The 25,182-nt window shown below is 64.7% G+C and carries 19 protein-coding genes; 17 read left to right on the top strand and 2 right to left on the bottom strand.

All coding sequences use genetic code 11. The features are described from left to right. Nucleotides 1-12: 12 nt before the first annotated feature. From tssK to tssA, 4 genes are all read left to right on the top strand, one after another. On the top strand, nucleotides 13-1,368 hold the full coding sequence (gene tssK, locus L0U82_RS10185; protein WP_233830493.1) for a type VI secretion system baseplate subunit TssK: 1,356 nt from the start codon (nucleotides 13-15) through the stop codon (nucleotides 1,366-1,368). A gap of 112 nt (nucleotides 1,369-1,480) precedes the next feature. Further along, complete coding sequence (locus L0U82_RS10180; RefSeq protein WP_233830491.1) at nucleotides 1,481-2,236, top strand: DotU family type IV/VI secretion system protein; 756 nt, start codon at nucleotides 1,481-1,483, stop codon at nucleotides 2,234-2,236. Nucleotides 2,237-2,345: 109 nt separating this feature from the next. Beyond that, nucleotides 2,346-6,527 carry a type VI secretion system protein gene (locus tag L0U82_RS10175; RefSeq protein ID WP_233830489.1) on the top strand — a complete coding sequence of 1,394 codons (4,182 nt, stop codon included), beginning with the start codon at nucleotides 2,346-2,348 and terminating at the stop codon, nucleotides 6,525-6,527. After that, entirely contained in the window at nucleotides 6,524-7,717 is a 1,194-nt protein-coding gene (gene tssA, locus L0U82_RS10170) for a type VI secretion system protein TssA (RefSeq protein WP_233830487.1), read from the top strand. Before L0U82_RS10175 ends, tssA begins: the two co-directional genes overlap by 4 nt. Nucleotides 7,718-7,821: 104 nt before the next feature. On the opposite strand, the gene L0U82_RS10165 is transcribed toward tssA, so the two are convergent. Next, nucleotides 7,822-9,000, bottom strand: coding sequence for a DUF4919 domain-containing protein (locus L0U82_RS10165; protein WP_233830485.1), 1,179 nt, complete (start codon nucleotides 8,998-9,000; stop codon nucleotides 7,822-7,824). Between the two features lie 347 nt (nucleotides 9,001-9,347). Here L0U82_RS10165 and L0U82_RS10160 point away from each other — a divergent pair, with 347 nt between their 5' ends. Then, the gene (locus L0U82_RS10160; protein WP_233830483.1) at nucleotides 9,348-10,028 is read left to right on the top strand and encodes a protein-L-isoaspartate(D-aspartate) O-methyltransferase; all 681 of its coding nucleotides are present in this window, start codon (nucleotides 9,348-9,350) and stop codon (nucleotides 10,026-10,028) included. Nucleotides 10,029-10,166: 138 nt separating this feature from the next. Here L0U82_RS10160 and L0U82_RS10155 read toward each other — a convergent pair whose 3' ends face one another. Then, on the bottom strand, nucleotides 10,167-11,084 hold the full coding sequence (locus tag L0U82_RS10155) for a LysR family transcriptional regulator (protein ID WP_233830481.1): 918 nt from the start codon (nucleotides 11,082-11,084) through the stop codon (nucleotides 10,167-10,169). A 108-nt stretch (nucleotides 11,085-11,192) separates the two neighbouring features. Here L0U82_RS10155 and L0U82_RS10150 point away from each other — a divergent pair, with 108 nt between their 5' ends. The 12 genes from L0U82_RS10150 to L0U82_RS10095 all read left to right on the top strand — a co-directional run bounded on the left by L0U82_RS10150 (nucleotide 11,193) and on the right by L0U82_RS10095 (nucleotide 25,120). Next, the gene (locus tag L0U82_RS10150; RefSeq protein WP_233830479.1) at nucleotides 11,193-13,421 is read left to right on the top strand and encodes a thiamine pyrophosphate-dependent enzyme; all 2,229 of its coding nucleotides are present in this window, start codon (nucleotides 11,193-11,195) and stop codon (nucleotides 13,419-13,421) included. Nucleotides 13,422-13,580: 159 nt separating this feature from the next. Continuing rightward, a complete protein-coding gene (locus L0U82_RS10145) occupies nucleotides 13,581-14,765 on the top strand; it encodes an MFS transporter (protein WP_326489720.1) in 1,185 nt (394 codons plus the stop codon). A 33-nt stretch (nucleotides 14,766-14,798) separates the two neighbouring features. Further along, nucleotides 14,799-16,355: an indolepyruvate oxidoreductase subunit beta family protein gene (locus L0U82_RS10140; RefSeq protein ID WP_233830477.1), complete on the top strand. Its 1,557-nt coding sequence runs from the start codon at nucleotides 14,799-14,801 to the stop codon at nucleotides 16,353-16,355. Between the two features lie 160 nt (nucleotides 16,356-16,515). Next, on the top strand, nucleotides 16,516-17,235 hold the full coding sequence (locus L0U82_RS10135; RefSeq protein ID WP_233830475.1) for a glutathione S-transferase C-terminal domain-containing protein: 720 nt from the start codon (nucleotides 16,516-16,518) through the stop codon (nucleotides 17,233-17,235). Between the two features lie 93 nt (nucleotides 17,236-17,328). Continuing rightward, nucleotides 17,329-18,522, top strand: coding sequence for a mechanosensitive ion channel family protein (locus L0U82_RS10130; RefSeq protein WP_233830473.1), 1,194 nt, complete (start codon nucleotides 17,329-17,331; stop codon nucleotides 18,520-18,522). 232 nt (nucleotides 18,523-18,754) lie between these two features. After that, the gene (locus tag L0U82_RS10125; protein WP_233830472.1) at nucleotides 18,755-19,342 is read left to right on the top strand and encodes a 2'-5' RNA ligase family protein; all 588 of its coding nucleotides are present in this window, start codon (nucleotides 18,755-18,757) and stop codon (nucleotides 19,340-19,342) included. A 104-nt stretch (nucleotides 19,343-19,446) separates the two neighbouring features. After that, nucleotides 19,447-19,941, top strand: coding sequence for a hypothetical protein (locus tag L0U82_RS10120; RefSeq protein WP_233830471.1), 495 nt, complete (start codon nucleotides 19,447-19,449; stop codon nucleotides 19,939-19,941). 160 nt (nucleotides 19,942-20,101) lie between these two features. Continuing rightward, complete coding sequence (locus L0U82_RS10115; protein ID WP_233830470.1) at nucleotides 20,102-20,503, top strand: DnaJ family domain-containing protein; 402 nt, start codon at nucleotides 20,102-20,104, stop codon at nucleotides 20,501-20,503. An 89-nt stretch (nucleotides 20,504-20,592) separates the two neighbouring features. Then, complete coding sequence (gene tadA, locus L0U82_RS10110) at nucleotides 20,593-21,198, top strand: tRNA adenosine(34) deaminase TadA (RefSeq protein WP_233833219.1); 606 nt, start codon at nucleotides 20,593-20,595, stop codon at nucleotides 21,196-21,198. Between the two features lie 26 nt (nucleotides 21,199-21,224). Continuing rightward, complete coding sequence (gene ldcA / locus L0U82_RS10105; RefSeq protein ID WP_233830469.1) at nucleotides 21,225-22,151, top strand: muramoyltetrapeptide carboxypeptidase; 927 nt, start codon at nucleotides 21,225-21,227, stop codon at nucleotides 22,149-22,151. A 322-nt stretch (nucleotides 22,152-22,473) separates the two neighbouring features. Beyond that, nucleotides 22,474-23,217, top strand: a complete 744-nt coding sequence (locus tag L0U82_RS10100; RefSeq protein ID WP_233830468.1) for a GntR family transcriptional regulator — start codon at nucleotides 22,474-22,476, stop codon at nucleotides 23,215-23,217. Nucleotides 23,218-23,638: 421 nt separating this feature from the next. Further along, complete coding sequence (locus tag L0U82_RS10095) at nucleotides 23,639-25,120, top strand: NCS1 family nucleobase:cation symporter-1 (protein ID WP_233830467.1); 1,482 nt, start codon at nucleotides 23,639-23,641, stop codon at nucleotides 25,118-25,120. Nucleotides 25,121-25,182 lie beyond the last annotated feature (62 nt).

Raw genomic sequence — 25,182 nt, 5'->3', positions numbered from 1 at the left:
CAAGGAGCGAGCATGTTTAATCCGGGCAATGCGGCACTGAATGCCGTGACGAATGCGGTCACCGATCGCGTCGAATGGTTCGAGGGCATGCTGCTGTCGCCGCAGCATTTCCAGTTGATGTCCGCGCGCGTCGATTCGCTGGTCGCCTGGCAGACGTTGGCCGCCGCGCCGTTCAGTTGGGGCGTGCGGCGCCTCGTACTCGACAATGGCCTGCTGCCGACCGGGCTCGTGCGCATTCTCGCGCTCGACGCGATCATGCCGGACGGCACCGCGGTGTCTTATGCGGCCGAAGCGGCCGAGCACGGGCGGCTCGAACTGTCGCTGGAGCCGTTTGCCGAGCAGCTCGCTAAAGGGCCACTCGATTTCTATCTGGTGCTGCCGGTCACGGCGACGATGCGCCGCGACGCGCAGGTCAAACGCTTCCGCTCGGCGGCGGGCGCGCCGGTCGAAGACGAAGTGTCCGATGCGCCGGCCGCCGAGATTGCGCGCCTGCTGCCGAATCTGTCGCTGGCCGCGGGCGAATTGCCGTCAGCGATGCACGTGCATCTGCGGCTCGGCTCGGTGTATCGCGACAACGAAGTGGTGCGCCTTGGCGATACGCTGCCGCCGCTGCTCGAAATCGCTCGCGACAATCCGCTATGGAGCGCGGTCGCGTCGCTGCTCGGGCAACTGCGCGGCAAGGCCGCGTTCGTCGCGCGGCAGACCGCCAATCCGTCGTCGAAAGTCGACGACCGGCTCACTCAGCTCGAATTGAAAGACCGCCTGCGCAGCTTGCTGTCCGCGTTGCCGCTCGCTGAAGCGACGCTGCGCACGCCGCATCTGCATCCGCTCGCGCTGTTCTGGTCGCTCGCGTCGCTGAGCGGCGCGCTCGCGACGATCAAGCCGGGCGGCCTGCCGCCGGTGCCGCCCGATTACGACCATGCGGATCCGCTCGCGGTGTTCACACCGATGTTGCGCTCGCTGCGCGAAGCGGTGTCCGAAGTCAGCGAAGACTATCGCGAGCACAAGTTCGAGTTCCGTCACGGCGCGTTCGAAATCACGCTGCTGCCGGACTGGATCGGCGAGCGTCTGATCGTCGGTCTGCGCGGTCAGTCCGAACGCGATCTGCTCGCGTGGATGGACGGCGCGGTGATCGGTTCGCAGTCCGTCTATGCCTCGCTGCGCGCGCGCCGCGTGCTGGGTGCGACGCGCCGCGGTGTCGATTACGCGGAAGAACTCGGGCTTCGTTCGGGCTCCGGCTATCTGCTGTTCGAAATCGCCGCCGAAGCGGCGCTCGTGCATGCAAGCGAACCGCTGGTCATTGGCAACCCGAACGAAGGCGCGAGTGCGCAACGGCCGCAGGAAATGCTGCTGTTCGTGAAGGGCTAAAGAACGAGTTGCAGGGTTGAAAGGCTGAGTTGAAAGGCTGAAAAGCGCCCGCGCAGGCGGGCCCACACGGTGACGCAGTGAAGATGAAAGCAACGACGAAGGTACGCTGAGCATGGCACGCAATCGACCCCCCGAATCCGAGGAAGACGACCTCATCACCGAGCAGTTCCGGATCTTTCTCGATGAGCTCGTGAAGGCGCAGTCGCGCTATGCCGACGAGACCGCCACGGACCCGGACGTCGCCGCGCAGGGCATGAGCCGTCATCTGCTGAACCTGATCGAAGTGCAGACGCTCGAATCGCGCCGCGACAGCACGCGCTTCGAAATGGAAAACGTCGCCGACGCGCGCTACCTGAAAACCGTGCTCGCCGATGAAATCCTGCTGAACACGCCGTGGTGCGGCCGCGAGCGCTGGACCGCGTATCTGCTCGAATCGACGCTGTTTCGCACCAACGTCGCCGGTGACCTCGTCTTTACGCGCATCGAGCAGTTGCTGTCGGATCGCGAACCGTCGCGCCGCAATGTCGCGCGGTTGTATCTGTTCGCGCTGGCGATGGGCTTTCAGGGCCGTTTTCGCGGCGCCGACGCGGAAACGCGGCTGCGCGGCTATCGCGAAGAACTGTACGAGTTCGTCTATCAGCGCCGCCCGGACCTCGGCGGGCGCGACCGCGTGCTGGCCGATGCCGCGTACGCGAACACGCTGTCGCACGTCGCGCCGCGCAAGCTGCCGACCGTCAGCCGCTGGACGATGATTTTCCTGCTCGCGGCGGTCTCGCTGCTGGCGATTTCCGAGGTGCTATGGCTGTGGCAATCGTGGCCGGTGCGCGAGGCGTTGTCCGCCGATCCCGTCACGGGGGTGAGCCGGTGAACGCACGCATCGTGAAGAAGATGAGCGCCGCCTGCGGCGCGCGGTTTGAAGCGCACATGCGAACGCAAGCGAAAATGCAAGCGCAAACGCGGGCAGAGGGAGCGCGGGTATGTTGACGAGCAATCTGTTCCTGCTGTCGATCGCGGTGCTGACGCTGGTCGTTTGCGTCGTGCTCGGCGCCGTGCTGTATTTCGCGCTGCATGGCGCGAACAAGCCGGCCGCCGGCGCCGATCGCAAGATCGTGCGGTTGCGCTCCGATTCGCTGCGCAGCGCGTTTCGCGAGGCGGTCGAGCTGATCGAAGGCAACATCGCGTCGCGCGGCGAGCGCTACAACATTCCGTGGATCATGGTGCTCGGCGAAGGAGAGGACCCGCGTCCGCTGCCGATCGCGCAGGCCGGCGTCGCGAGCGTGCTGAGCGCCGAGGCGGCGAGCCCGGCGGCCACTCAGGGCATCTCGTGGAATTTCTTCGATCGCGGCATCGTCGTCGATATCAAGGCGGCCTATCTGGGTTCGCCGGAAGACGACGGTGACGAGAAGCCATGGGACGAGTTTCTGGGCCTGTGCCGCAACTACCGTCCGCAGCGGCCGTTCGACTCGGTCGTGATCACGGTGCCGGCCGCGATGTTGCTCGCCGACGACACCGATGCGCAACTCGAACTGGTGCGGCACGCGAAGCTCGCGCACCGGCGCCTGTGGCTCGCGCAGAACCGCTTCGCGATGCGCTTCGCCGTGTATGTGGTCGTGACCGGCTGCGAGTCGCTGACGGGCTTCGCGCCGTTCGCGCGCGCATTGCCGGAGACGTTGCGTTCGAGCATGCTCGGCTGGTCGTCGCCGTACGATCTGTCGACCACGTATTCGTCCGATTGGGTCGACACCGCGATGCGCGGCATCATGCGTTCGGTGTCCGATGCGAGCGCCGAGCTGTTCGCACTCGACGCGGGCCAGGTCGACGCGCGCGAGTTGCTGCTGTTGCCGTCGCGCATCGAGGCGATGGGCGCGCAACTGCAACGCTATGTCGACGAACTGCTGCGCGCGAGCGCGTATCACGAGCCGTTTTTCTTCCGCGGCATCTATCTGACCGGCGACAGCAGCGAGTTCGCGCAATGGAGCGCGGCGCAGGGCAATGGGGCGATGCACGACCCGTTCGCCGTGCCGGGCGCTGACGTGGGCGCGGCGGCGGACCCGCTCGCGGCCGATGCCGCGTGGCCGGCGCCCGCTGGCAATGACCCGGACGGCCGGCGCGAGCCGGGCGGCTCGGTCAATGAACTGATGCTGCAGCCGGCCTTCCTGCGCGATCTGTTCGAAAAGAAGATCTTCTCCGAATACGGTCTGACGCGGCCGTCGCGCTCGCAATATCTGGCGCGCCCGATGATGAGCCGCGCGCTGCGCTGGGGCGGCATCGCGCTGCTGGGCGGCTGGGGCATCGGGCTCGTCGTCGCAACGGTGCAGTTGAGTCATCGCAACGGCGAACTGGTCGCAGCGCTCGGCACGCTGCACCGTAACGCGCAGGATCGCGCGATGGCCGCGCAGCAGGGCCAGGATTTGCCGGCGGAATGGTATCGCCGCAATGCGCTGTCGCTGATCGCGATGAATCAGAACCTGAAAACGGGCAGCGGCTGGGCGGTGTTCATGCCGGGTTCGTGGAGCGTGTTCGACGATCTGAACGTGCGCGTGAAGGAGCGCTTCGAGCGCGAATTCGGCGAGATCGCGGTGGCCGCGCTGACGCGCGAGATGTATGCGCGCGTCAGTCAGCTAAGCGGCGAAAGCCGCGACCCGAGCACCGGCCAGCTGATCATCGGCGACGATTGCACCGCGCCGGCGATGGCGCGTGGCGATGCGCCAGGCGCCGCGAGTCTGTCGATCGACGATCTGCCGCAGATGCGCGCGTTGCAGCAATACGTCGGTTCGGTCGATCAGCTCGATGCCGCGCTGCAGGCGCTGCAGCGTCTGCAAACGCCGTCGCGCGACAACGCCGACGCGCTGCGGCTGGTCGTGCGTTACGCGCTCGGTGCCGAATTGCAGGGCAACGTGGCGGGCACCTTGCCGTACTTCTATCGCAATCAGGATGTGCGCGGCATGCTGGCGGCCAACGCCGCCGGCAGCGTCAATTTGCCGGTGATCCAGCAGGCGCTGCGCTGCACGTTCGACAAGGGCGCGCAGCAGGTGAATAGCGCGTTGTTCGTGAACAACCCGCTGCTCGCGGCCGAGCGCTCGATCATCGGGCATCTGAACGATCTGTCGACCGGCAACGGCAGCGCGGCGAATTTCTCGCAACTGAGTGGCAACTCGCGCGCGATCGTCGCGGGTATCGATGCGCAGCGCGATCTGCTCGCGTCGGGCAAGGGCGGCTGGCTGCGTCAGGCGCAGTTCACGCCGGGGCCGGTGTATGAGCGCACGCTGACGCGCGCCGCGCAGAACCGGCTGCTCGGGCCCGATCTCGCGTCGCAGGTGCGCGAGCGCGACGACACCGCATTCCGCGCGTTCCGCACCGAGTTCGCGCTGCATGTCGACGCGCCGGATAGCGGCCTCGTGTGGCTCGACAAGGACGCCCGCTATGCGGTGTCGCCGGGCCGTCAGGCGCTGCGCGACGGACTGTCAAATCTGCTCGGCCAGCCGTTCATGACCGCACCGCGCGACCGCTCGCTGCCGGCGCTGACGCAAGGCTCGACGATCGTCTGGGATCGCGCGCAACTCGATGCGGCGCTCGCGCTCGGCGACGTGCGCAAGCGCTTCATCACCGAAGGGCTGACGAACATGCCGGCAACCGTGCGGCCGTCGATCGAACAGGCGCTCAACGTGCAGTTCGCGCAGCTGATCCTCGATCAGACCGCGGCGGCCGCGGCCGTCACGCCGTCCTCGGGCGATACCGACAGCGCCGCGTTCGACGCATCGCGCGCGCGGCTCGTCAGGATTCAGGCGCTGCTGACGGAAATGAACGCGAGCGCGCAAGTGGAGGAGCTGAACGGCCTGATGTCGCGCGACGCGCTCGCGCATCTGCGCTTCGTCGACGATGCGCTCACGCAGTCCGAGCTGTATGCGACACGCGAAAGCGTGTCGTACGACGGCGCGCGCGGTGCGCGCTCGCCGGTGCTGGCCGCATTCGGCGTCGCCGATGCCGGCGCGCTCGCGGCTTATCTCGACCAGCAGTCGGCACGCGCGCTGTCGCTCGGCAAGGACGCGTCGGTGTTTCTGAGCGCGCTCGACGCGACCGACGCCGCGTCGCCGCTCGCGCAGCGCTGGCAGGCGATCACGCGCGATCTCGAACGCTATCGGCTGAAAAATCCGAACAGCAGCCTGCTGCGGCTCGAACAGTTCGTGATGACGGTGTCGGGCGATCCGGGCGTCGGCAACTGCATGGCGAAGTTTGGCGGCCGGCCCGCATCGAACGGCGCCGACGACTTCTTCGCGGCCTTGCATGCGCGGCTGTACGACCGTCTGCTGTCGCGTTGCAGCCAGAGCTATGTGTCCGACCTGCGCCAGCAGTGGGACGGCTTCGCGGCGGCGTTCAACCAGAACCTCGCGGGACGCAGCCCGTTTAGCGGCGCGAACATGATCCGCGTCGCGACGAATCGTGCCGAACCGGGTTCGGCGGATTTCGGCGAGGTCGGTCAGGTGCTCAAGCGCTATGCGGCGGTGTCCGAGACGTTCCATCTGGCGCACGCGGGCGCGGGCAGCCAGAACCCGCTGACGAGCGCCGCGGTGCGCAAGTTCGTCGACAACTTCGATCAGGTGAAGACGCTGCTGTCGCCGCTCTATCTGGGCGACGATGGCGCGCCGACCGGCTATGACGTGAGCATCGAGTTCCGCGCCAATCGCGATGCCGAAGTGGCCGCGAATCAGGTGATCGACTGGACGCTGTCGATCGGCGCGCAAAGCGTGTCGATGTCCGACGCGCCGCGCGCGCTGCATTGGGATTACGGCACGCCGGTCACGCTGGTGCTGCGCTTCGCGAAGAACTCGCCGCTGACCGCGCTGAACGATCCGCAGCAGCGCGCGCTGTCCACCGACGGCCGCACGCTGACGTGGCAATTCTCTGACCCGTGGGCGCTGCTGTCGTTTATCAGCCGCCAGCGTGTGGCGGATTCGAGCCTGCGCGGCGACAGCGCGTCGCAACTGCTCGCGCTCGAATTCCCGCTCGGCACCGTGAGCCCGGCCGATCTGTCACTGTTGCCGAAGCAGGCGCGCGGCCGCGCGTTCGTGCGCGTCACGCTGATGCCGGCCGGCAAGAAGACCCCGCTGCCGTGGCCTGGCAGCTTCCCGGCGCGCGCGCCGGACTGGACCTCGCTATGAATCCGACGGATACGATCGAAGAACGGGTCGAGCTGGTGACGCCGTTCGGCGTCGATCTCGAAGCGCTGCTCGCGCCGATTGGTGGTGACGGCAACGATGACGCCGACGCTGACGAGCAGGCGGGTGACGCCGGCGTGTCGCTGCGCTACGACGCGCTGTATCAGCAGATTCGCGATGCGCGGCATCACGACGATGCGACGCTGCCGATGGGCGAATGGGAGCGTCCGCTCGTCAAGGCCGACTGGAAAACGGCCGCCGCGCTGTGCAGCGACGCGCTCGCCACTCGCAGCAAGGATTTTCAGCTGGCCGCGTGGCTGTGCGAAGCGTGGACCCATCTGCATCGTGTCGACGGCTTTATCTCCGGCACACGGTTGCTGGCCGCGCTGGTCGAGCGTTACTGGGAGCATGCGTGGCCGCAAATCGAAGACGGCGACGCCGACGCGCGGATCGCGCCATTCGAGTGGATGAATCAGTCGTTTGCATTGATGTTGTCGCTGCACGTGCCGTTGATGATGATCGAGGGACGCGAGCCGGCCGAAGTCAATCTCGACGACTGGCAGCGCGTGATCCAGCTTGGAGACGACGATGCCCCCGGCGGCACGTTGACGCGCGAACTGCTCGCGCAGCATCTGACCAAAGGGCGCAATCTCGCGCATCTGCGCGCGTTGCATCAGCAACTGGATGACGCGCAGGGCGCGTGGCGTTCGCTCGTCGCGCTGATCGACGAGCGTCTGCAAGATGACGGGCCGAATCTGCTGCGCGTCGGCGACGTACTGGCGCGCCTCGCGCGCGCGACGACCAGTCTGCTCGGCGACCATGCGTTGCCGCCGGTCGCGGCTGGAGTCGTGGAAGAGGGTGCCGAGTCGGCCGACGCGTCCTATGCGGACGAGTTTGCGCAACAGGGGGAAGCGGTGGAATCGGACAAATTCGCTGACGATTCGCGGCACGAAGCGGGGGGCCAGGTGGTGGCCGCGGCGTCGCTCGGGCAGATCGAAAGCCGCGCGCATGCGTATCAGCTGATCGAAATCGTCGCGCGTTATCTGGAGGAGCAGGAGCCGCACAGCCCGACGCCGTATCTGCTGAAACGGGCGGTCACGTGGGGGCAAATGCCGCTGGCAGACCTGATGCGCGAGATCGTTCGCACCGAGGGTGATCTGACGCGTTATCTCGCGTTGCTGGGGCTTGAATAGCGTGTTTCGACGCGGGCGATAGTTACGGCAATCCGTAGCGTATTGCGTGAACTATCGCCCGAAGCTCCTTGAGTTAATAACGGCTTTGCGACGCAGATGCAGCGTTATTGCGCCGGCACAGGGCTTTCTCGAGTGAAAACCTGGCTCACGTCAAAGTAATAAGTCTTGAGGTTTCCATTCGCGTCGACCGTATCCATGGCGTCGTATCGCGAATTTCCATCCATTAGCAAATGTTGTTTGGTCACGCGCAAATTCTTCTCGTGCAGCCACGTGTATTCCTCCGAGATAGCCACAACGTGAACAGCGGATTCCTGCGTCAATCCATTGCCGCTGTGCGCGATGTCCTGCGTAATGCCAAACAGGAACAGTCTCATCTTCGACTGTGCGTCGAGATCTCCGGATTTTCCTAGCAGAAAGCTGTAGTTCGAAATCAGATTGAATACGGGTATCTGCTGGATCGGGCGAATTTTTTCGACTTCCCTGATTTTCGCCAGCGCGCCTTGAATATCCCCTTGCTGGGCGAGTTGCATCGCTTCGCGTTGTGACTGATCGGACAGCTGGATGAGTTCAGGATAATTGAAGCTCTTGTCGTTAAGGAACTGGATGCGCGCTTCGCGCGCCTGATTTAGCGCAAGCTGATATTTACCATCGGCCGGCCCCACGGGCAGCGGATCGAATATGTCGATTTTTTTGCTGCTGATCGACGCCTGCAGCCGCGGATCGAACAGAAAGTAGGCGACTTTCGATTGGCCGTCTGTCGTCGGGCTGGAGTAAGTGACGGCCTGGAGATTCGCGTAGGCACGCACGTCGGACATTTTCGCCGACTGCGAACGCGCCCATTCGCCGATTTCGTTAATGGTAATGACCCGCACCGGATCGTCCGGCGTAGCGCCACTTCCGGAGCGCGTCCGCAGGATTTCCGCCAGCGCGGCGGCACGTTCGCGGCATGCCTGCGCATCGCTGTTTCTCTGCAGCCTTGCATACAGGTTGGCGCACTGCATCTGTACGTCGTAGCTGGGGAACTGCGCTAGAGGCGCATATTTTTGCAAGCCGAGAAGCACGTTGATGGCCTGCTGGTCGTTGTGCGTGCGATCGAGTACATCGGCGTCTTTGACCGTTGCCTGAATTTCCCGTGACAGTTGCTGCAGGTCGATTTTGTTGTCCTGGGAAAAGGCCTGCCTTTGCGCCTGCAACTGGTCGATCAGTGTGGCCGCCGTTGCAGCGATTGAGTTTGCTGAAAATACGATAAAAAGCAGGCTGACTAGCCATCTTGTTTTGCGCATGAGGATTCCGTTTTTCTAATATGACGGGTTGCGATTTTTGGCGATGCAGTGCTGACAGGTTATTGAAATAAAACTGGCTTCTGGCGTTTTCTGGTTCGCGATGGGGCGCCAGCAAGATACCGGTCCGAGGTGACAGATATTCGTATCTGGTGTATTCGATCAACAGCACGGAGCGTGAAGCGCAGCGCGGTTAATCGTTGCGACGCTGGGACCGGATTCTTCGCTCCACGCGTCCCCGTACGGCGTATGCTCATTGCTAGATCCACTGGATGACAGCAAACGACGACGCCGTCGCTGCCGGATACCGGGTTCTGGCCGCGCGACGCCGTGTTCGTCAGGAGGCTGTGATGAGCGATTTCGACGAGGCGCGCGAGCGGATGGTCGAGCGGCAGATCGTGCGCCGCGGCGTGCGCGATCCGCAGGTGCTCGCCGCGATGCGGCGCGTGCCGCGCGATGCCTTCGTCGCGCCCGACTGGCGGCCGTTCGCTTACGACGACGCGCCGTTGCCGATCGGCGGCGGCCAGTCGATCTCCCAACCGTTTATCGTCGCGAAGATGCTGGAGGCCGCCGAGCTTCATGCCGGCGATCGCGTGCTGGATATCGGCACGGGCTCCGGCTACGCGGCCGCGATTGCCGCGCAGATTGCGGCGCAGGTCGATTCGATCGAACGCGATGCCGAACTCGTCGAAGCGGCGCGCGAGCGGCTGCAACGGCTCGGCTATGCGAACGTCGCCGTGTATCTCGGCGACGGCACCGCAGGCCTCGAAGAACACGCGCCGTATGACGCGATCGTCGCCGCCGCGGGCGCTCCGCACGTGCCGCGCGCGCTGCGTTCGCAACTCGCGTGCGGCGGGCGTCTCGTGATGCCGGTCGGGCGTGAGCCGGACCGCCAACGGCTCGTGAAGATCGTGCGTGTGACCGAACAGAGCTATGAAGAGCACGCGTTCGCCGATGTGAGGTTCGTGCCGCTCGTTGGCGGGGATGGCTGGCCTGAGCGGGGGACGTCGGGTGGGCGGTGGGCGAGGTGAGCGAGCAGTGAATAAAGGTGCGAACGCGGTGGTGTTGGCGTCGCATTCGCCCGCGAGCGGCGACGGGTCGCGACCTATGCGGCTGTGCGCGATGATCCTGACGAAGCTGGCGCTGACGAAGCAGGCGCTAGCTAGCCGTCACGTTCCCGCCGGCGTATCACTCAATCTGTCGATCACCAACGTCCTGATCCAGCGGTTCGCATCATGCGTGTCGAAGTCCGCATGCCAGTGCACGGTGACCGTCACCTCGGGAATCTGCACCGGTAGGTCGTACACCGCGAACTCATCGGCCGGATTGAGCAACTGAACCGTGCGCCGCGGCAACGTGACGATCCAGTCCGTATGCGCGAGGATCTGCGGCACCACGGTGAAATGCGGCACCTGCAACGCGATTTGCCGTTGGATATCGCGCTTGCGGAAGCTGTCCTCGATCTGGTGATGTCCGCTTTCGAGCGACCCCACGAGCACATGCGGAAACGCAAGGTATTGTTCGATCGTGAGCCTGCGTTTGGGCAGCGCGCGACGGCGGCGCGTCATGCACACGTAGTCTTCGTGAAACAGCGGCTGATGGCGCGTGCGGCCGACCAGCGCGGGCAGATTGCCGATCGCGAGATCGAGGCGGCCGACGCGCAACGCGTCCTCGATCTGATCGAGCGGCACCGACTGGATATCGAGCCGCACCAGCGGCGCGCATTCGGCGAGCGCCGCGCACAGCGGCGGCAAAAACGCGAGTTCGCCGATATCCGACATTGAAATCCGGAACACGCGCGTACTGGTCGCCGCGTTGAACCGTACCATCAACTGCAGCGCATGCTCGGCGGCGGCCATCGCCGCGCGCAACGGTTCGCGCATCTCGAGCGCGGCGGAGGTGGGCTGCATCTCGTTGCCGTTGCGCACGAAGAGCGGATCTTCGAGGATCGCGCGCAAGCGGCCGAGCGCGTAGCTGACCGCCGGCTGCGACAGGCCGAGCCGATGCGCGGCCAGCGTCAGGCTATGTTCTTCGAGAATCGCGTGAAAAACGCGCAGCAGGTTCAGATCGATGCGGGTAGTGTCCACGGCGCGGGGCCCATAAATAAACTTATTCTGCTCCCGGAATTTGATCGATTCGGAGAAGCCGTACTTTATTCCTATACTCGGCTAACCTCAAACGATAAGGCGCGCGCGATGGCCGAGCGATCATTTGTCGAGGAAGTGAAAAAGCTGCGCCTTGGAGACGGCGAGCTTTTCAGCGGCGAGGGCATTCTGGCGGTCACGAAGGCGCTGCTGGAGTCGGGCGTCGCGTATGTGGCCGGTTATCAGGGCGCGCCGATTTCGCACCTGATGGACGTGCTCGCCGATGCGCAGGACATCCTCGCCGAGCACGGCATCCGCTTCGAGAACAGCGCGAGCGAGGCGACCGCGGCGGCCACGCTCGCGGCGTCGGTCAACTATCCGTTGCGCGGCGCGGTCACGTTCAAGGCGACGGTCGGCACCAATGTCGCGTCCGACGCGCTCGCGAATCTCGCCTCGGGCGGCGTGCTGGGCGGCGCGTTGATTATCGTCGGCGAGGATTACGGCGAGGGTTCGTCGATCATGCAGGAGCGCAGCCACGCATTTGCGATGAAGTCGCAGATCTGGCTGCTCGATCCGCGTCCGAACCTGCCGTCGATCGTGCAGTCCGTCAAGGACGGCTTCGACTTGTCGGAAGCGAGCAGCACACCGGTCATGTTGCAGATGCGCATTCGCGCGTGTCACGTGCACGGCCAGTTCATTACGTCGGCCAATCGCCGGCCCGCATTCACGATTCGCGATGCGCTGGAAAATCCGGTGCGCGACGTGAACCGCATCGTGTTGCCGCCCGCGAGTTTTCTGCACGAAAAGGAGAAAGTGCATGAGCGCTGGCCGGCCGCGATCCGCTTTATCGAGGCACGCAAGCTCAACGAGTTCTTTGCCGAAGACGCGGCCGACGTCGGTATCGCGGTGCAGGGCGGCGCGTACAACACGCTGATTCGCGCGTTGGGCAAGCTCGGACTCGCCAATGTGTACGGCGACTCGAAGATTCCGCTGTACGTGATGAACGTCGCTTACCCGCTCGTCGATGCGGAGTTCGAGCGCTTCTGCCGTGGCAAGCGCGCGATTCTGGTGGTCGAGGAAGGGCAGCCGGATTTTGTCGAGCAGAATGTTGCGAGCATCCTGCGCAAGCTCGGCATCGACACCGCGCTGCACGGCAAGGACGTATTGCCGATGGCGGGCGAGTACACGACCGCGACCGTGCTTGCCGGCGTGCGGGCGTTTCTCGAACGCTATGGACACGTCGATGCGCAGCCGGCACGCGTGGTGCAGCGCAAGGTGATTCCGGTGATTGCTGCGCCTGCTGATACGCCTTCGGCTGACAGGCCTTCTGCCGCGGGGCAACCCACTGAAGCACACGCTGTTGCGACGCCGGCCACGCCATCGCTCGATCAAACGGTTCACGCGCGGCCGCCCGGTTTTTGCACCGGCTGCCCGGAGCGCCCGATCTTTACCGCGATGAAGCTGGTCGAGCGCGAGCTGGGCGTGCATCACGTGAGCGCGGATATCGGCTGCCATCTGTTTTCGATTCTGCCGCCGTTCAATCTCGGCAACACGACGATGGGCTACGGCCTCGGCGCGGCGGGCGCGGCCGCGCTCAATGCGCAGGCCGGCAAACGCGCGATCTCGGTGATGGGCGATGGCGGCTTCTGGCACAACGGGCTGACGAGCGGCATCGCCAACGCGGTGTTCAACCGCAGCGACAACCTGACGATCATCGTCGATAACAACTACACGTCCGCGACGGGCGGCCAGGACATTCCGTCGTCGAACGCACGCAATGCGAGCCGCAGCACCGGGCACGAAATCGAAAGTGCGGTCAGAGGCGTCGGCGTCGAATGCGTGCGCACGATCAGGCGCACCTACGATCTGAAAACGATGACCGCGACGCTGCGCGAAGCGTTGACCACGACCGCGAAGGGGCCGAAGGTGCTGATCGCGCAAAGCGAATGCATGCTGAACCGGCAACGGCGCGAAAAGCCCAAGGTCCGCCACGCGATCGCCGCGGGCGAGCGGGTGGTGCGCGAGCGTTTCGGCGTCGACTCCGACACCTGCACCGGCGATCACTCGTGCATCCGGCTATCCGGCTGTCCGTCGCTATCGATCAAGCCGAATCCCGACCCGCTGCGCCGCGATCCGGTCGCGACCGTCGTCGATAGTTGCGTCGGCTGCGGTTTGTGCGGCGAGGTCGCGCATGCGGCGGTGCTGTGCCCGTCGTTCTATCGCGCGCAACTGATCAGCAATCCGAGCCGCTGGGACCGTGTGTTGCAGCGCGTGCGCGATCGGGTGATCGGCTGGCTGCAACGGCGCGATGCCGCGCGTCGCGCGAAATACGCATTGTGATTCCGAACCGCCCGATCAAGTACAACGTACCGAGGTAAATGCGCCATGTCCGCCATTCCCAATCAAAGCGCGTCGCTGCGCCTGCCCGCCCGTGTGACCGGCCGCGTGCTGCTGGTGTGCTGGCTCGCGATTCTGTTCGAAGGCTAAGACGTCGGCGTGATGGGCGCGGTGCTGCCCGCGCTCGCCGACGACAAAGCCTGGAACCTGAGCCCGATCCAGTTGGGCGCGTTAGGCAGCTACGCGCTGCTCGGCATGTTCTTCGGCGCATTTCTGATCGGCACGCTGAGCGATCTGCTCGGCCGACGCCGTATGTTGCTGCTGTGCGCGGGACTCTTTTCGCTGACGATGGCGGGCGCCGCATGGGCGCCGACGCCGGGTTGGTTCGCGCTGTTCCGCTTTATCGGCGGGCTGGGGCTCGGCGGCGTGATTCCGGTCGCGGCCGCGTTGACGATCGAATACTCGGCGCCGCAGCGCCGCAATTTCAACTACGGGGTGATGTACTCGGGTTACTCGTTCGGGATCCTGTGCGCGGCCGCCGTGGCGATCCAGTTGCTGCCCGGCCTCGGCTGGCGCGGCGTGATCGCGTGCGGTGCGGTGCCGCTCGTGCTGCTGTGGCCGATGGCCCGCGCGTTGCCGGAATCGCTCGAATATCTGGTCGGTCAAGGGCGTCAGGCCGAGGCGGTCGAACTGGCCGCGCGCCTTGGCGTCGACGTGCCCAGCTCGCCGGTGCGCGTGGCCGCGAGCGGGCACGGCTGGCGCTGGGTGCTGCGCGAAGTGTTCGCGCGGCGCCATCTGCGCGCGACGCTGTGTTTCTGGATCGCGCTGTTCTGTGGGCTGCTGCTGATCTACGGCCTGAACACATGGCTGCCGACCATCATGCGCAAAAGCGGCTACGACCTCGGCTCCAGCCTGACCTTTCTGATCGTGTTCAGTCTCGCGTCGGCGCTGGGCGGTCTCGTGCTCGGCAAGATTGCGGACCGCGCCGGCGTGCGCGTGACGGTCGGCGTGTTCTATCTGCTCGGCGCGCTGGGCGTGCTCGCGCTGATGTTCAGGCACGGGATGGCGCTCAACTATCTGTTCGTCGCGCTGGCTGGGGTCGGCAGCATCTCGGCGGCACTGATCCTGACCGGGCATCTGGCCAACTACTATCCGGGGCCGGTGCGCGCCGCGGCCACCGGCTGGGCGCTCAGCTTCGCGCGGATCGGCGCGATGAGCGGGCCGTTGCTCGGCGGTTATGTGGCCGCGAGCGGTCTTGGCGTCGGGGTGAATTTCGTTGTGTTCGCGGCGATTGGCCTGGTCGGCGCGATCGCGGTGTGGTTGCTGCCGGCCGCGCGGTCGGCGTAGCGGTTCTTTTCAATCTGTCACCGGGATACTTTGATGGCTGCTCAGACGGCTGCCGAGCCGATCAAGATCGCGATCCTCGCGATGGGCGGGGAAGGGGGCGGCGTGCTCGCCGACTGGATCGTCAGTCTCGCCGAAACCGGCGGTTACTTCGCGCAGACGACCTCGGTGCCCGGCGTCGCGCAGCGTACCGGCGCGACGATCTACTACATCGAACTGTTTCCCGGCGCGACGCAGCCCGGTGCGCGCGCGCCGGTCTTTGCGCTGACGCCGTTGCCGGGCGATGTCGACATCGTGCTCGCATCGGAATTGATGGAAGCGGGGCGCGCGGTGCAGCGCGGCTTCGTGACGCGCGAGCGCACCACGTTGATTGCATCGAGCCATCGCGTGTATTCGATCGCGGAAAAGTCGGCGCTGGGCGATGGCCGCGTGGATGCCGACGCGCTCGCGCAGCAGGCTCGCGACGCGGCGAAGCGCTTCATCGGGTTCGATATGGCGCAGCTCGCGCAAAGCACCGGCAGCGTGATCAGTGCGGTGCTGTTCGGCGCGCTGAGCGCCGCGCAGGTGCTGCCGTTCGATCGAGAACGCTTCGAGGCGACGATCGGGCGTGGTGGGGTGGGGGTGGCGGCGAGTCTTGCGGCTTTTGCTGCGGGCTATCGCGCGGCGGGCGGAGAGTTGTCCGGCTCCGGGGCGGCCTCTGAGACGACCTTCGGGACTACCTCTGAGACGGCTTCCGGGACCGGCACGGCCGAGCCGCCGCGCCACCCGGCGGTCGCGGCGCTGGTCGAGCGCACGCGCGCGTTGCCGGCTGGCGTGCGGGACGTGGCGATCGAGGGCGTGCGGCGTCTGATCGACTATCAGGACGTCGCGTATGCAGGGCTGTATCTGGACCGGCTCGATGCGCTGCGCGCGGCGCCCGGCGGTGCGCACGCCGGCTTGCTCGGCGAAACCGCGCGGCATCTCGCGCTATGGATGTCGTATGAAGACACGATCCGCGTCGCCGATCTGAAGACGCGCGCGAGCCGCTTCGAGTGGGTGCGCGACGAGGTGCGCGTGGACCCGGCGCAACTGCTGCGGATCAACGAGTTCATGCATCCGCGTATCGAAGAGATCTGCGAGACGTTGCCGGCGGGGCTCGGCCGTTGGCTCGCGCGTCCGCATTGGGTGCATCGAGCGATCGCGCGGTTGACAGCGAGAGGGCGCGTGATACCGACGAGTTCGCTCGGCGGTTTTCTGCTGCTGTACCTGCTCGCGCGCTGGCGGCGCGGGCGGCGCACGACGCTGCGCTATGCGCTGGAAACTGTGCGTATCGATGCATGGCTTGCGCGGGTGCGTTCGGTTGCTGCGATCGATCCGGCGCTCGCGCTGGAGATCGCGCAGTGTCAGCGGCTCGTGAAGGGCTACGGTGATACGCATGCGCGCGGACTGAAGAACTACGAGACGCTGATGGCAGTTGTCGATCGCTACGTTCAGACGCTTGAGCCGGGGACGTTGCGCGAACTCAGGGACAAGGCGTTGGTTGACGAGCAGGGGATTCAGTTGCGGGAATATTTGCAGCGGTGTGGGTTTTCGGTTGAAGGGCAGGCGGTGTGAATCTGCGCTGGCGTTTCGGCGCTCATCGCATTCATTCAGACCGGTTGCGTTCGCTGGGTCACAGTCGGCGCGGCCATTCATGTGTCACGATCACGCACTGCGCCGGGCCGCGAACATCCTCGACGCCGGCCGCATCATGTCTCCATCACGGGAGAGCCCCATGCCGACGCTCTATTCCTACCCGGACCTGTTCGGCGTCGCCGACAACAATCCGTTTGGCCTGAAGGTCTATGCATTCATGCGCTTGTGCGGCGTCGATTTCGAGCACAAGCACATTCTCGATACGAAAGAGGCGCCGCGAGGACAACTGCCGTATCTGGTCGACGGCGAGGAATCCATCGGCGATAGCGATGCGATCATCCGCTACCTGACGCGCAAGTACGATCTGCGCATCGACAGCGCGCTTTCCACGGGGCAAGCCAATCTCGACTTCCTGGTGCGGCGCACGCTCGACGACCTGTACTGGCCGATGAGCTTTTCGCGCTGGCGCGACGAGCGCTTTCGCCCGGCGTTTTGCAACGCTTTCATGGCGGCGCACCCGGAAGTCACCGCGAGTGCGCTTGAAGCCGCGAGCGAATACAACAGGCTGCGATATCACTATCAGGGCATCGGCCGCTACGAGCCGGATCAGGTGTATGAGCGCGGTATCGGCGATTTGCGTGTCGTGGCCGATCTGCTCGGCGACAGCGGCTTTGTCTTCGGGCCCAAGCCGGCTACCGTCGATGCCGCGATCTACGGCTGCGTCGCGAACATCTACTACTACGACATCGATACGCCGTTAAAGCGCTACGTGCTGTCGCGGCCGAATCTCGTTCGGCATTGCAAGGCGATACACGAGCGGGTCGCTATCTCAAGTAAGCCACAGGGTAGCGATACTTAGGGGTCTGGATCGTCCGTCTTTACCTCTGCTGTTAGAGGACACGACCGGATCCGCCTGCCGGGCGAGGTGGTTTCTCCGACAACGGGAGGGTCTATGTTCGACAAGACGCTGCGTTTCGAGGGCGGACCGAACTGGCATCACTTCAACATCTATACGGATAGCTGGCTCGTTGCGGTGCTGCTCGTCGCCGCGCTGTTTGTCGCAATCGTTCTGGCGAGCGCAATCTGCTACTACGTGACGCGTGCGCTGATGCTGATGATCGTCGGCCGCTTCGCACGCCGCGAGCAGTACAAGTGGTTGCGCGCCGCCGAGCGCCACAAGGTGTTCCACCGGCTCGCGCCGCTGGTGCCTGCCGCAATCGTCTACGCGGCCGCGCCGCTGCTCACCGGGCTCACGTTTCCGCTGATCGCGGTGCTCGGTCGCCCGCTAGCGATTCTCGCAGCCTGCTACATGGTGTACACGCTGCTGCGCACCGCGCTGGCGTTCCTCAATAGCGTCGGTGAGCGCTACAGCCACTATCCGTCCGCGAGCCAGCGGCCAATCAAGAGCTTCCTGCAGATCACGACCATCGTGCTCTACGTAATCGCGCTGATCGCCGTGATCTCGGTGCTGCTGCAACGTTCACCCGCGTACTTCCTGACGGGCGTCAGCGCGATGACCGCGCTTCTGATCATCATCTTCCGCGACACGTTGTTCGGCTTCGTCGCCAGCATCCAGCTCGCCGCCTACGACATGTTGCGAGTGGGCGACTGGATCGAAGTGCCCGGTTTCGTCGCCGACGGCACAGTGATCGACATCGCGCTCAACACGATCAAGGTGCAGAACTTCGACAACTCGATCGTCATGCTGCCGAGCTACGTGCTGCTGACGAACAGCGTGAAGAACTGGCGAGGCATGACCGAGTCGGGCGGCCGCCGCGTCAGGCATGCGATCCATTTCGATGCCGGCACTATCTGTTTTCCTGATGAGGCGCTGCTCAACCGGCTGCATGGCGATGTCGATATGTCGCTTACGTCCCGCGTGCCTGGTGACACGCAGCGTCGCACGAACCTTGGCCTGTACCGTCTCTATCTGACCAACTGGTTGCGCGATCATCCGGCGGTGCGCCGGGACATGCCGCTCGTGATCCGGCAACTTCAGTCCAGCCAGCCCGTTGTCGCGCTGGAGATCTATCTCTATGTGAACGAGACGAATTGGGAGCTGTATGAAACGCTGCAGTCGGACATGCTCGATCATGCGTATGGCGTTGTACCGCTGTTCGGGTTGCGTTGCTGGCAGCCGGAATAGCTGTCGTTTTCGCTGCGGATGCGGCGGGCGTGGATCGGCAAGGAGGGATCACCGGGCGGCAAATAGGGCCGATCTGCAGTCTCGTCAATTCAGTTTCCTTGCACAACCTAGCGGCGCACCTTCGCTCACACTCTGGAATACTGTATGAACATACAGTATTATCCGGACACGGACCGCCTGCGCGGGCGGTGCGCGAACCGGATCAGAAAACCAAGCGAAGGAACGAGGCACGATGCCTGAACAACTGTGGCTGCCGGGGCTGGAGGCGCCGCCCACGCCGACCGACGGGCTTTTTTTCGCCGTCTTCCCCGACACGAATACGGCGGCCGGTATCGCGAAGTTCGCGCAACAGCTTTGCACGGAAGCCCGCGTGCGCAGCAAGCCGCTCGCGGCGAACCGTTTGCATGTGACGTTGCGCCATCTCGGCAACTTTGCGGGCGGCTTGCCCGATCAACTCGTCGACGCGGTAAAGCAGGCGGCGGCATCGCTCGCTCTCGCGCCGTTCACGGTCGAATTCGACGCGGTCGTCAGCTTCTCGAAACGACCCAGACCCGGGCCGGCGGTGCTGGTAGGAGAAGATGGCGTGCGCGGTCTGCATGTGCTTCACGACACGCTCGAGGTCGCGTTGAAAAACGCCGGTTTCGAGCCCGGCCCGGAGTTTACGCCGCACGTCACGCTCGCCTATGGGATGCCCTGGGCCGAGCGCCGTCCGGCCGAGCCGGCCTGCTGGAATGTGCGGGAATTTGCGCTGGTACACAGTCTGTTGGGACGCACGAAGCATGTCGTGCTCGCGCGTTGGCCGTTGGCTGGCGGAGTTTGACGCGAGTGGAGCGGTGCGATTGCCTAGCGGTAGGCAAACGTCTAAAGAAAGCCCCATACCGTGCCGATAGTCAGACATCTCCCTTTCTCCATGGTCAACCCACAATGAGCGTGCAAGGCATTTCCGGCATAACGCCGAACAGCGTGTCGACCAGCGCGAGCTCGACCGCGACTCAGGGCACTTCGGCAAATCAGGCTTCCGCGGGCAGCGCGAACAACGCGTCCGGTTCGCAAACAGCGGCTGCGGGTACGTCGCCGATGTCGCCTGCGTCGTCTGCGGCCAAGGCGGCTGCGGGCGTAGCAGGAGCGGGCGGCGTCAGCGGATCGAGCAGCGGCGATTCGAGTTCGATGAGTGCCGGCGCGAAGGCGCTCCAGGCGCTGATCAAAAGTTTGCAGGCGCAACTGCGTGCGATCGAATCGCAGATTGCCGCGTTGTCGCGGAGCAAGGGGCCTGACGGCACCCCGAACCCAGCGGTCGCGACCTTGCAGACCGCGGCAAGGACGATCGAAGGCGCGATGGCAACCGCGGCATCGGAACTCGCGGCGCTGATGATGAAACAGGGGCAGACGTCAGGCACTCTGATCAACGAAAAGGCGTAGACCCGTTCGCGCCTACCTTCGGGATCAATGACGTCAGCACCGTCGGCGCATCAAACAGCGAAAATCGCCTACCCGGGCGGGGTTTGCGGGGCGGCGAGGCTGACTGAACGCCCGTGCGCTCCCTGATAGAATGCACGAGCCGCAACGTGTTGGATCGCAGATGAAATTGCTTGATGCGCTTGTCGAACAGCGTATTGCCGCCGCCGCCGCGCGCGGAGAGTTCGACGACTTGCCGGGTGCCGGTGCGCCCCTTCTTCTCGATGACGATGCTCTAGTGCCGGAAGAGGTGCGCGTCGCCAATCGGATCCTGAAAAACGCGGGCTTCGTGCCGCCCGCCGTCGAGCAGCTTCGCGCGTTGCGCGATCTGCAAACGGAGCTCGATGCCGTGAGCGATCCGGCCACCCGCTGCCAGCTGCAGGCGCGCATGCTCGCGCTCGATATGGCGCTCGAATCGCTGCGCGGCGGCCCGCTAGTGCTGCCGCGCGAATATTGCCGCCGGATCGCCGAACGTCTGTCGGAGCGTGCCGGCAATACCGATGCAGCCGACGCGGGTTCGCAGTGAGCCAGCCGGTCATCCATGGCGCCACGGCGGACGCTTCGCAGCAGTGCGAAGCCGCCTCTGCTGATCCCACGCTCGCCGCCACACCAGTCATCCCCACTGAGCCACCCGCAGTCTCAGAACGCGATCGGCGTTTCATGGCGCTCGCCCAGGCCGCCGCCGACGAGGCGCGCGCGGCCGGTGAGGTGCCGGTCGGCGCGGTGCTCGTGCGCGGCGATGAAGTGATCGCCACCGGTTTCAACCATCCGATCGGCGCGCATGACCCGTCCGCGCATGCGGAAATGGTCGCGCTGCGCGCCGCCGCGCAGGCGCTCGAAAATTACCGTTTGCCCGGCTGCGAACTCTATGTGACGCTCGAGCCGTGCCTGATGTGCGCGGGCGCGATCATGCACGCGCGCATCGCGCGCGTCGTGTTCGGTGCGCGAGATCCGAAGACCGGCGCGTGCGGCAGCGTCGTCGATGCATTCGCGAATCCGCAGCTGAACCATCACACGACGGTCAGCGGCGGCGTGCTCGAAGCGGAATGCGGCGCGGCGCTGAAGTCGTTTTTCGCGGAACGGCGGCGCGCGAGCCGCGAAGCGCGCGAAGCGGCACGCGGCGAGGGCGGTCTCGCTTCCGCCGCAACAACCGAAGCCACCAGAGCCATCGATCCCGTCATTCAGCCCGATAACGAACCGCCTCCCACTGCGCCGCTCTAAAACAGCACCATCCAACGGGCCTCGCCATGACCGCTCATCGCACCATCGAACTGATCGCGCCGTCCGGCTATCCGCATGATCCGCAGGTGCTGCATCGCGCGCTGCATCGTCTGCGCGCGCAGGGGCATCACGTCGACGGCGAGGATGCGGCGCGGCGCCGCTATCAGCGCTTTGCCGGCACCGACGGCGAGCGCGCGGCCGATCTGAACCGTCTCGCCGATCCATCGCGCGATCTGCCCGATATCGTGCTGGCCGTGCGTGGCGGCTACGGCGCGGTGCGCATCCTGCACGGCCTCGATTACGAAGGGCTGCAACGCCGTCTCGCCGACCAGCCGATCGCGCTCGTCGGTCACAGCGACTTCACCGCGATCCAGCTCGCGCTGCTCGCTCGCGCCGGTGTGAAGACCTTCGGTGGCCCGATGCTGATGAGCGATTTCGGCGCCGAGGAACTGAGCGAATTCACGATGCAGCACTTCTGGTCGGCGCTCACGCAGCCGACGCTGACGGTGACCGGCAACGCGCCGCAAGCACAGCCCGTCGACGTGTCCGGCATGCTGTGGGGCGGCAATCTGGCGGTGATCGCATCGCTGGTCGGCACGCCGTACATGCCGCCGGTGCAGGGCGGCATCCTGTTTCTCGAAGACGTGAACGAGCAGCCGTTTCGCATCGAGCGGATGATCTATCAGCTGCATCTGGCCGGCATCCTCGCGCAGCAGCAGGCCCTGGTGCTCGGCGATTTTTCCGGCGGCAAGCCGTATGAGTACGACAACGGTTACGACCTGTACGCGATGATCGAGCAGGTGCGCGCGGTGATCGGCATTCCGATCGTCAGCGGGCTGCAGTTCGGCCATATCCACAACATGCTGACGCTGCCGGTCGGCGCGGACGCGCGTCTCGTCGCCGACGCGCAGGGATTCCGGCTGACGTTGTCGGGCTATCCCTGTCTTGCGTGAGCAAGGCGAGAGAGTGGGGCAGTATGCAAGCGGGCTGAGCCCGCTTTTTTCGGTGCCTAGAACGCAACTAATCGTCTGCGTTTCAATGCCCTCTGCCTTCCACACCCGCGCCAATGTTTTCAGTTTTTGTTGACAAAAAAGCGGCCCACAACAAAAGGATTCGCGAGTCAGATCGCGCTAAGATCCTTGACGGACGGCCTTCCAGCTTATGCTTCCGAGGCGGTTGACAACAACATCAAAGAAAATTGTCGAAACTCGACACAAAAATTGTTGACAATATTTGTGTCCATCCTATGATGACCAACATACCGAGACGCACATCATGTCCGACACCGATTCCACCGCGAATAGTTCGAAACCCGAAGCGATTGCCGAGCGCATCCGCGCCGCGATCCTCGAGCATCGGCTGGCGCCGGGCGCGAAGCTGACCGAAGCCCAGTTATGCGAAGTATTCGGCGTCAAGCGCGGTCCGATCCGCCAGGCGCTGACGCAACTGGCCGGCGAGCGGCTCGTCGACCTCGAGCCGAATCGTGGCGCGTTCGTCGCGAGTCCGTCGCTGCAGGAGGTGCATGAGGTGTTCGAAATGCGCCGCATCATCGAGCTGGCTGTGGTCGAGAAGATCTGTAACGGCCACGGCGTGCGGCGGTTGAAGAACATCAGCGGGATGATCGGGCGCGAACGCAAGGCGTTCGAAACTCGCGATTTTCCGGCGTGGATTCGCCTGTCGGGCGAGTTTCATACCGAGCTCGCGAACCTCACCGGCAATACGGTGCTGTGCGATTGCCTGAATGGGCTGGTCGCTCGTTCCACGCTGATTTCCGCGCTGTACGAATCACTCGGACGCAGCCCGTGCTCGTTCGAGGACCATGAAGCGATCATCGCCGCGCTCGACGCCGGCGATGCGAAGGAGGCCGCGGCATTGATGTCGCGCCATCTGCAAAGCGTCGAATTGAAGATGCTGGAGCGCCCCGCGCGCGGCGCGGCGGATTTGCACGAAGTATTCGGCGCCTTGGCGCCGCGAGACATATCCACGGAGACAGCCAAAGCCGATTCCACCGAAGGCTGAGGCGATTGCAAGACCGCCGTATATCGCTCACAGATGAGCGTTAAACGAGCGGCAATCAAGCTGCATAAAGCATGCAGACAAGCAACAGATAAGCGGCACACGCGCCCGTTCGTGGTGCGCACCGCACTGAATTGAACTGAACTCAATGACGCATGGCAAGGCAGCGCTTTCGTGAGCGCCGCCGGCCTGAACACGCACGTCCGTCGCGAGGCGCCGGACTTCGGGCAGTAACGCATCGCCGGGAATCCGCGGCGGCCGGCGATGCGATAACCACAAGTACTCAGTACGGAGACACGCGCGGCACGGTAATGACCTCGGCGCCGACTTTATCGACCCGTGCAGGGCGAGAGGCGAGCGACTGGCATGGCCGATGCAACGTCCGTCGATTCGATATCGACGGCCCTTATCCCAAGGAGGAATCATGGCTCAGTTCAGTGCAGCGCCAGACAGTCACGCAATGCCCACCTACCAGGACGGCGCCCCACAGGCCGATTCATCGATGCCGGCCGGCTACAGCGAGCGGCTCTATAACGAAGACCTCGCGCCGCTGCGCGCGCAGAGCTGGACCGCGTACAACATCTTTGCGTTCTGGATGTCCGACGTGCACAGCGTCGGCGGTTATGTGTTCGCGGGCAGCCTGTTCGCGCTCGGTCTGACGAGCTGGCAGGTGCTGATCGCGCTGCTCGTCGGTATCACCATCGTCAATCTGCTGTGCAACCTGATCGCGAAGCCGAGCCAGGCGAACGGCGTGCCGTATCCGGTCGCATGCCGCGCGACCTTCGGCGTGCTCGGCGCGAATGTGCCGGCGGTGATTCGCGGCCTGATCGCGGTCGCGTGGTATGGGATTCAGACCTATCTGGCGTCGAGCGCGCTGGTGATCGTCGTGCTGAAGTTCGTGCCGCAATTGCTGCCCTATGCGGACGTGCATCGGCATGGCCTCTTTGGTCTGTCGACGCTCGGCTGGGCCGGCTTCATGCTGCTGTGGGTGCTGCAGGCGCTGGTGTTCTGGCACGGCATGGAGACGATCAAGAAGTTCATCGACTTCGCGGGCCCGGCCGTCTATGTCGTGATGTTCATTCTCGCCGGCTACATGGTGTATCGCGCGGGTTGGCGCAACATCGGCATCAACCTGGGCGGCGTCAAATATCACGGCATGGAGGTGGTGCCGGTGATGATCACCGCGATCTCGCTGGTGGTGTCGTACTTCTCCGGGCCGATGCTCAACTTCGGCGACTTCTCGCGCTACGGCAAGAGCTTTCGCAGCGTGAAGCGCGGCAACTTCTGGGGCCTGCCCATCAACTTCCTCGCGTTCTCGCTCGTCACGGTGATCACGACCGCGGCCACGCTGCCGGTGTTCGGTGAACTGATCACCGATCCGGTCGAAACGGTGGGTCGCATCGACTATCCGCTCGCGGTCATTCTCGGCGCGCTGACCTTCACGATCGCCACGATCGGCATCAACATCGTCGCGAACTTCGTGTCGCCGGCCTTTGACTTCTCGAACGTCGCACCGCGTCTGATCAGCTGGCGCGCCGGCGGCATGTTGGCGGCGGTTGCGTCGGTGTTCATCACGCCGTGGAACCTGTTCAACAATCCGGCCGTGATTCACTACACGCTCGACGTGCTCGGCAGCTTCATCGGACCGTTGTATGGCGTGCTGGTGGTCGACTACTACCTGGTCAAGCGTCAGAAGATCGTGCTCGACGATCTGTACACGGTCGAGCCGAACGGCAGCTACTGGTATCGCAATGGCGTCAACTATCGCGCGGTGGCGGCGCTGCTGCCGGCTGCGTTGATCGCGGTGATCTGCGTGATGGTGCCGGGGCTCGACGGCTGCGCGAATTTCTCGTGGTTTATCGGCGCGGGGCTCGCCGCAGTGTTCTATCGTCTGATCGCACGCTGAGCGGCGCCGGGTTTTCAGCGGGTTTCGCCGGAACGGCATTTCGCCGCTGCGGCACGCGCATC

This window comes from Paraburkholderia sp. ZP32-5 (assembly GCF_021390495.1).
Lineage (GTDB): Bacteria > Pseudomonadota > Gammaproteobacteria > Burkholderiales > Burkholderiaceae > Paraburkholderia.
The sequence above is the reverse complement of the archived record's forward strand: the minus strand, read 5'-3'. Positions and strand labels throughout refer to the sequence as shown.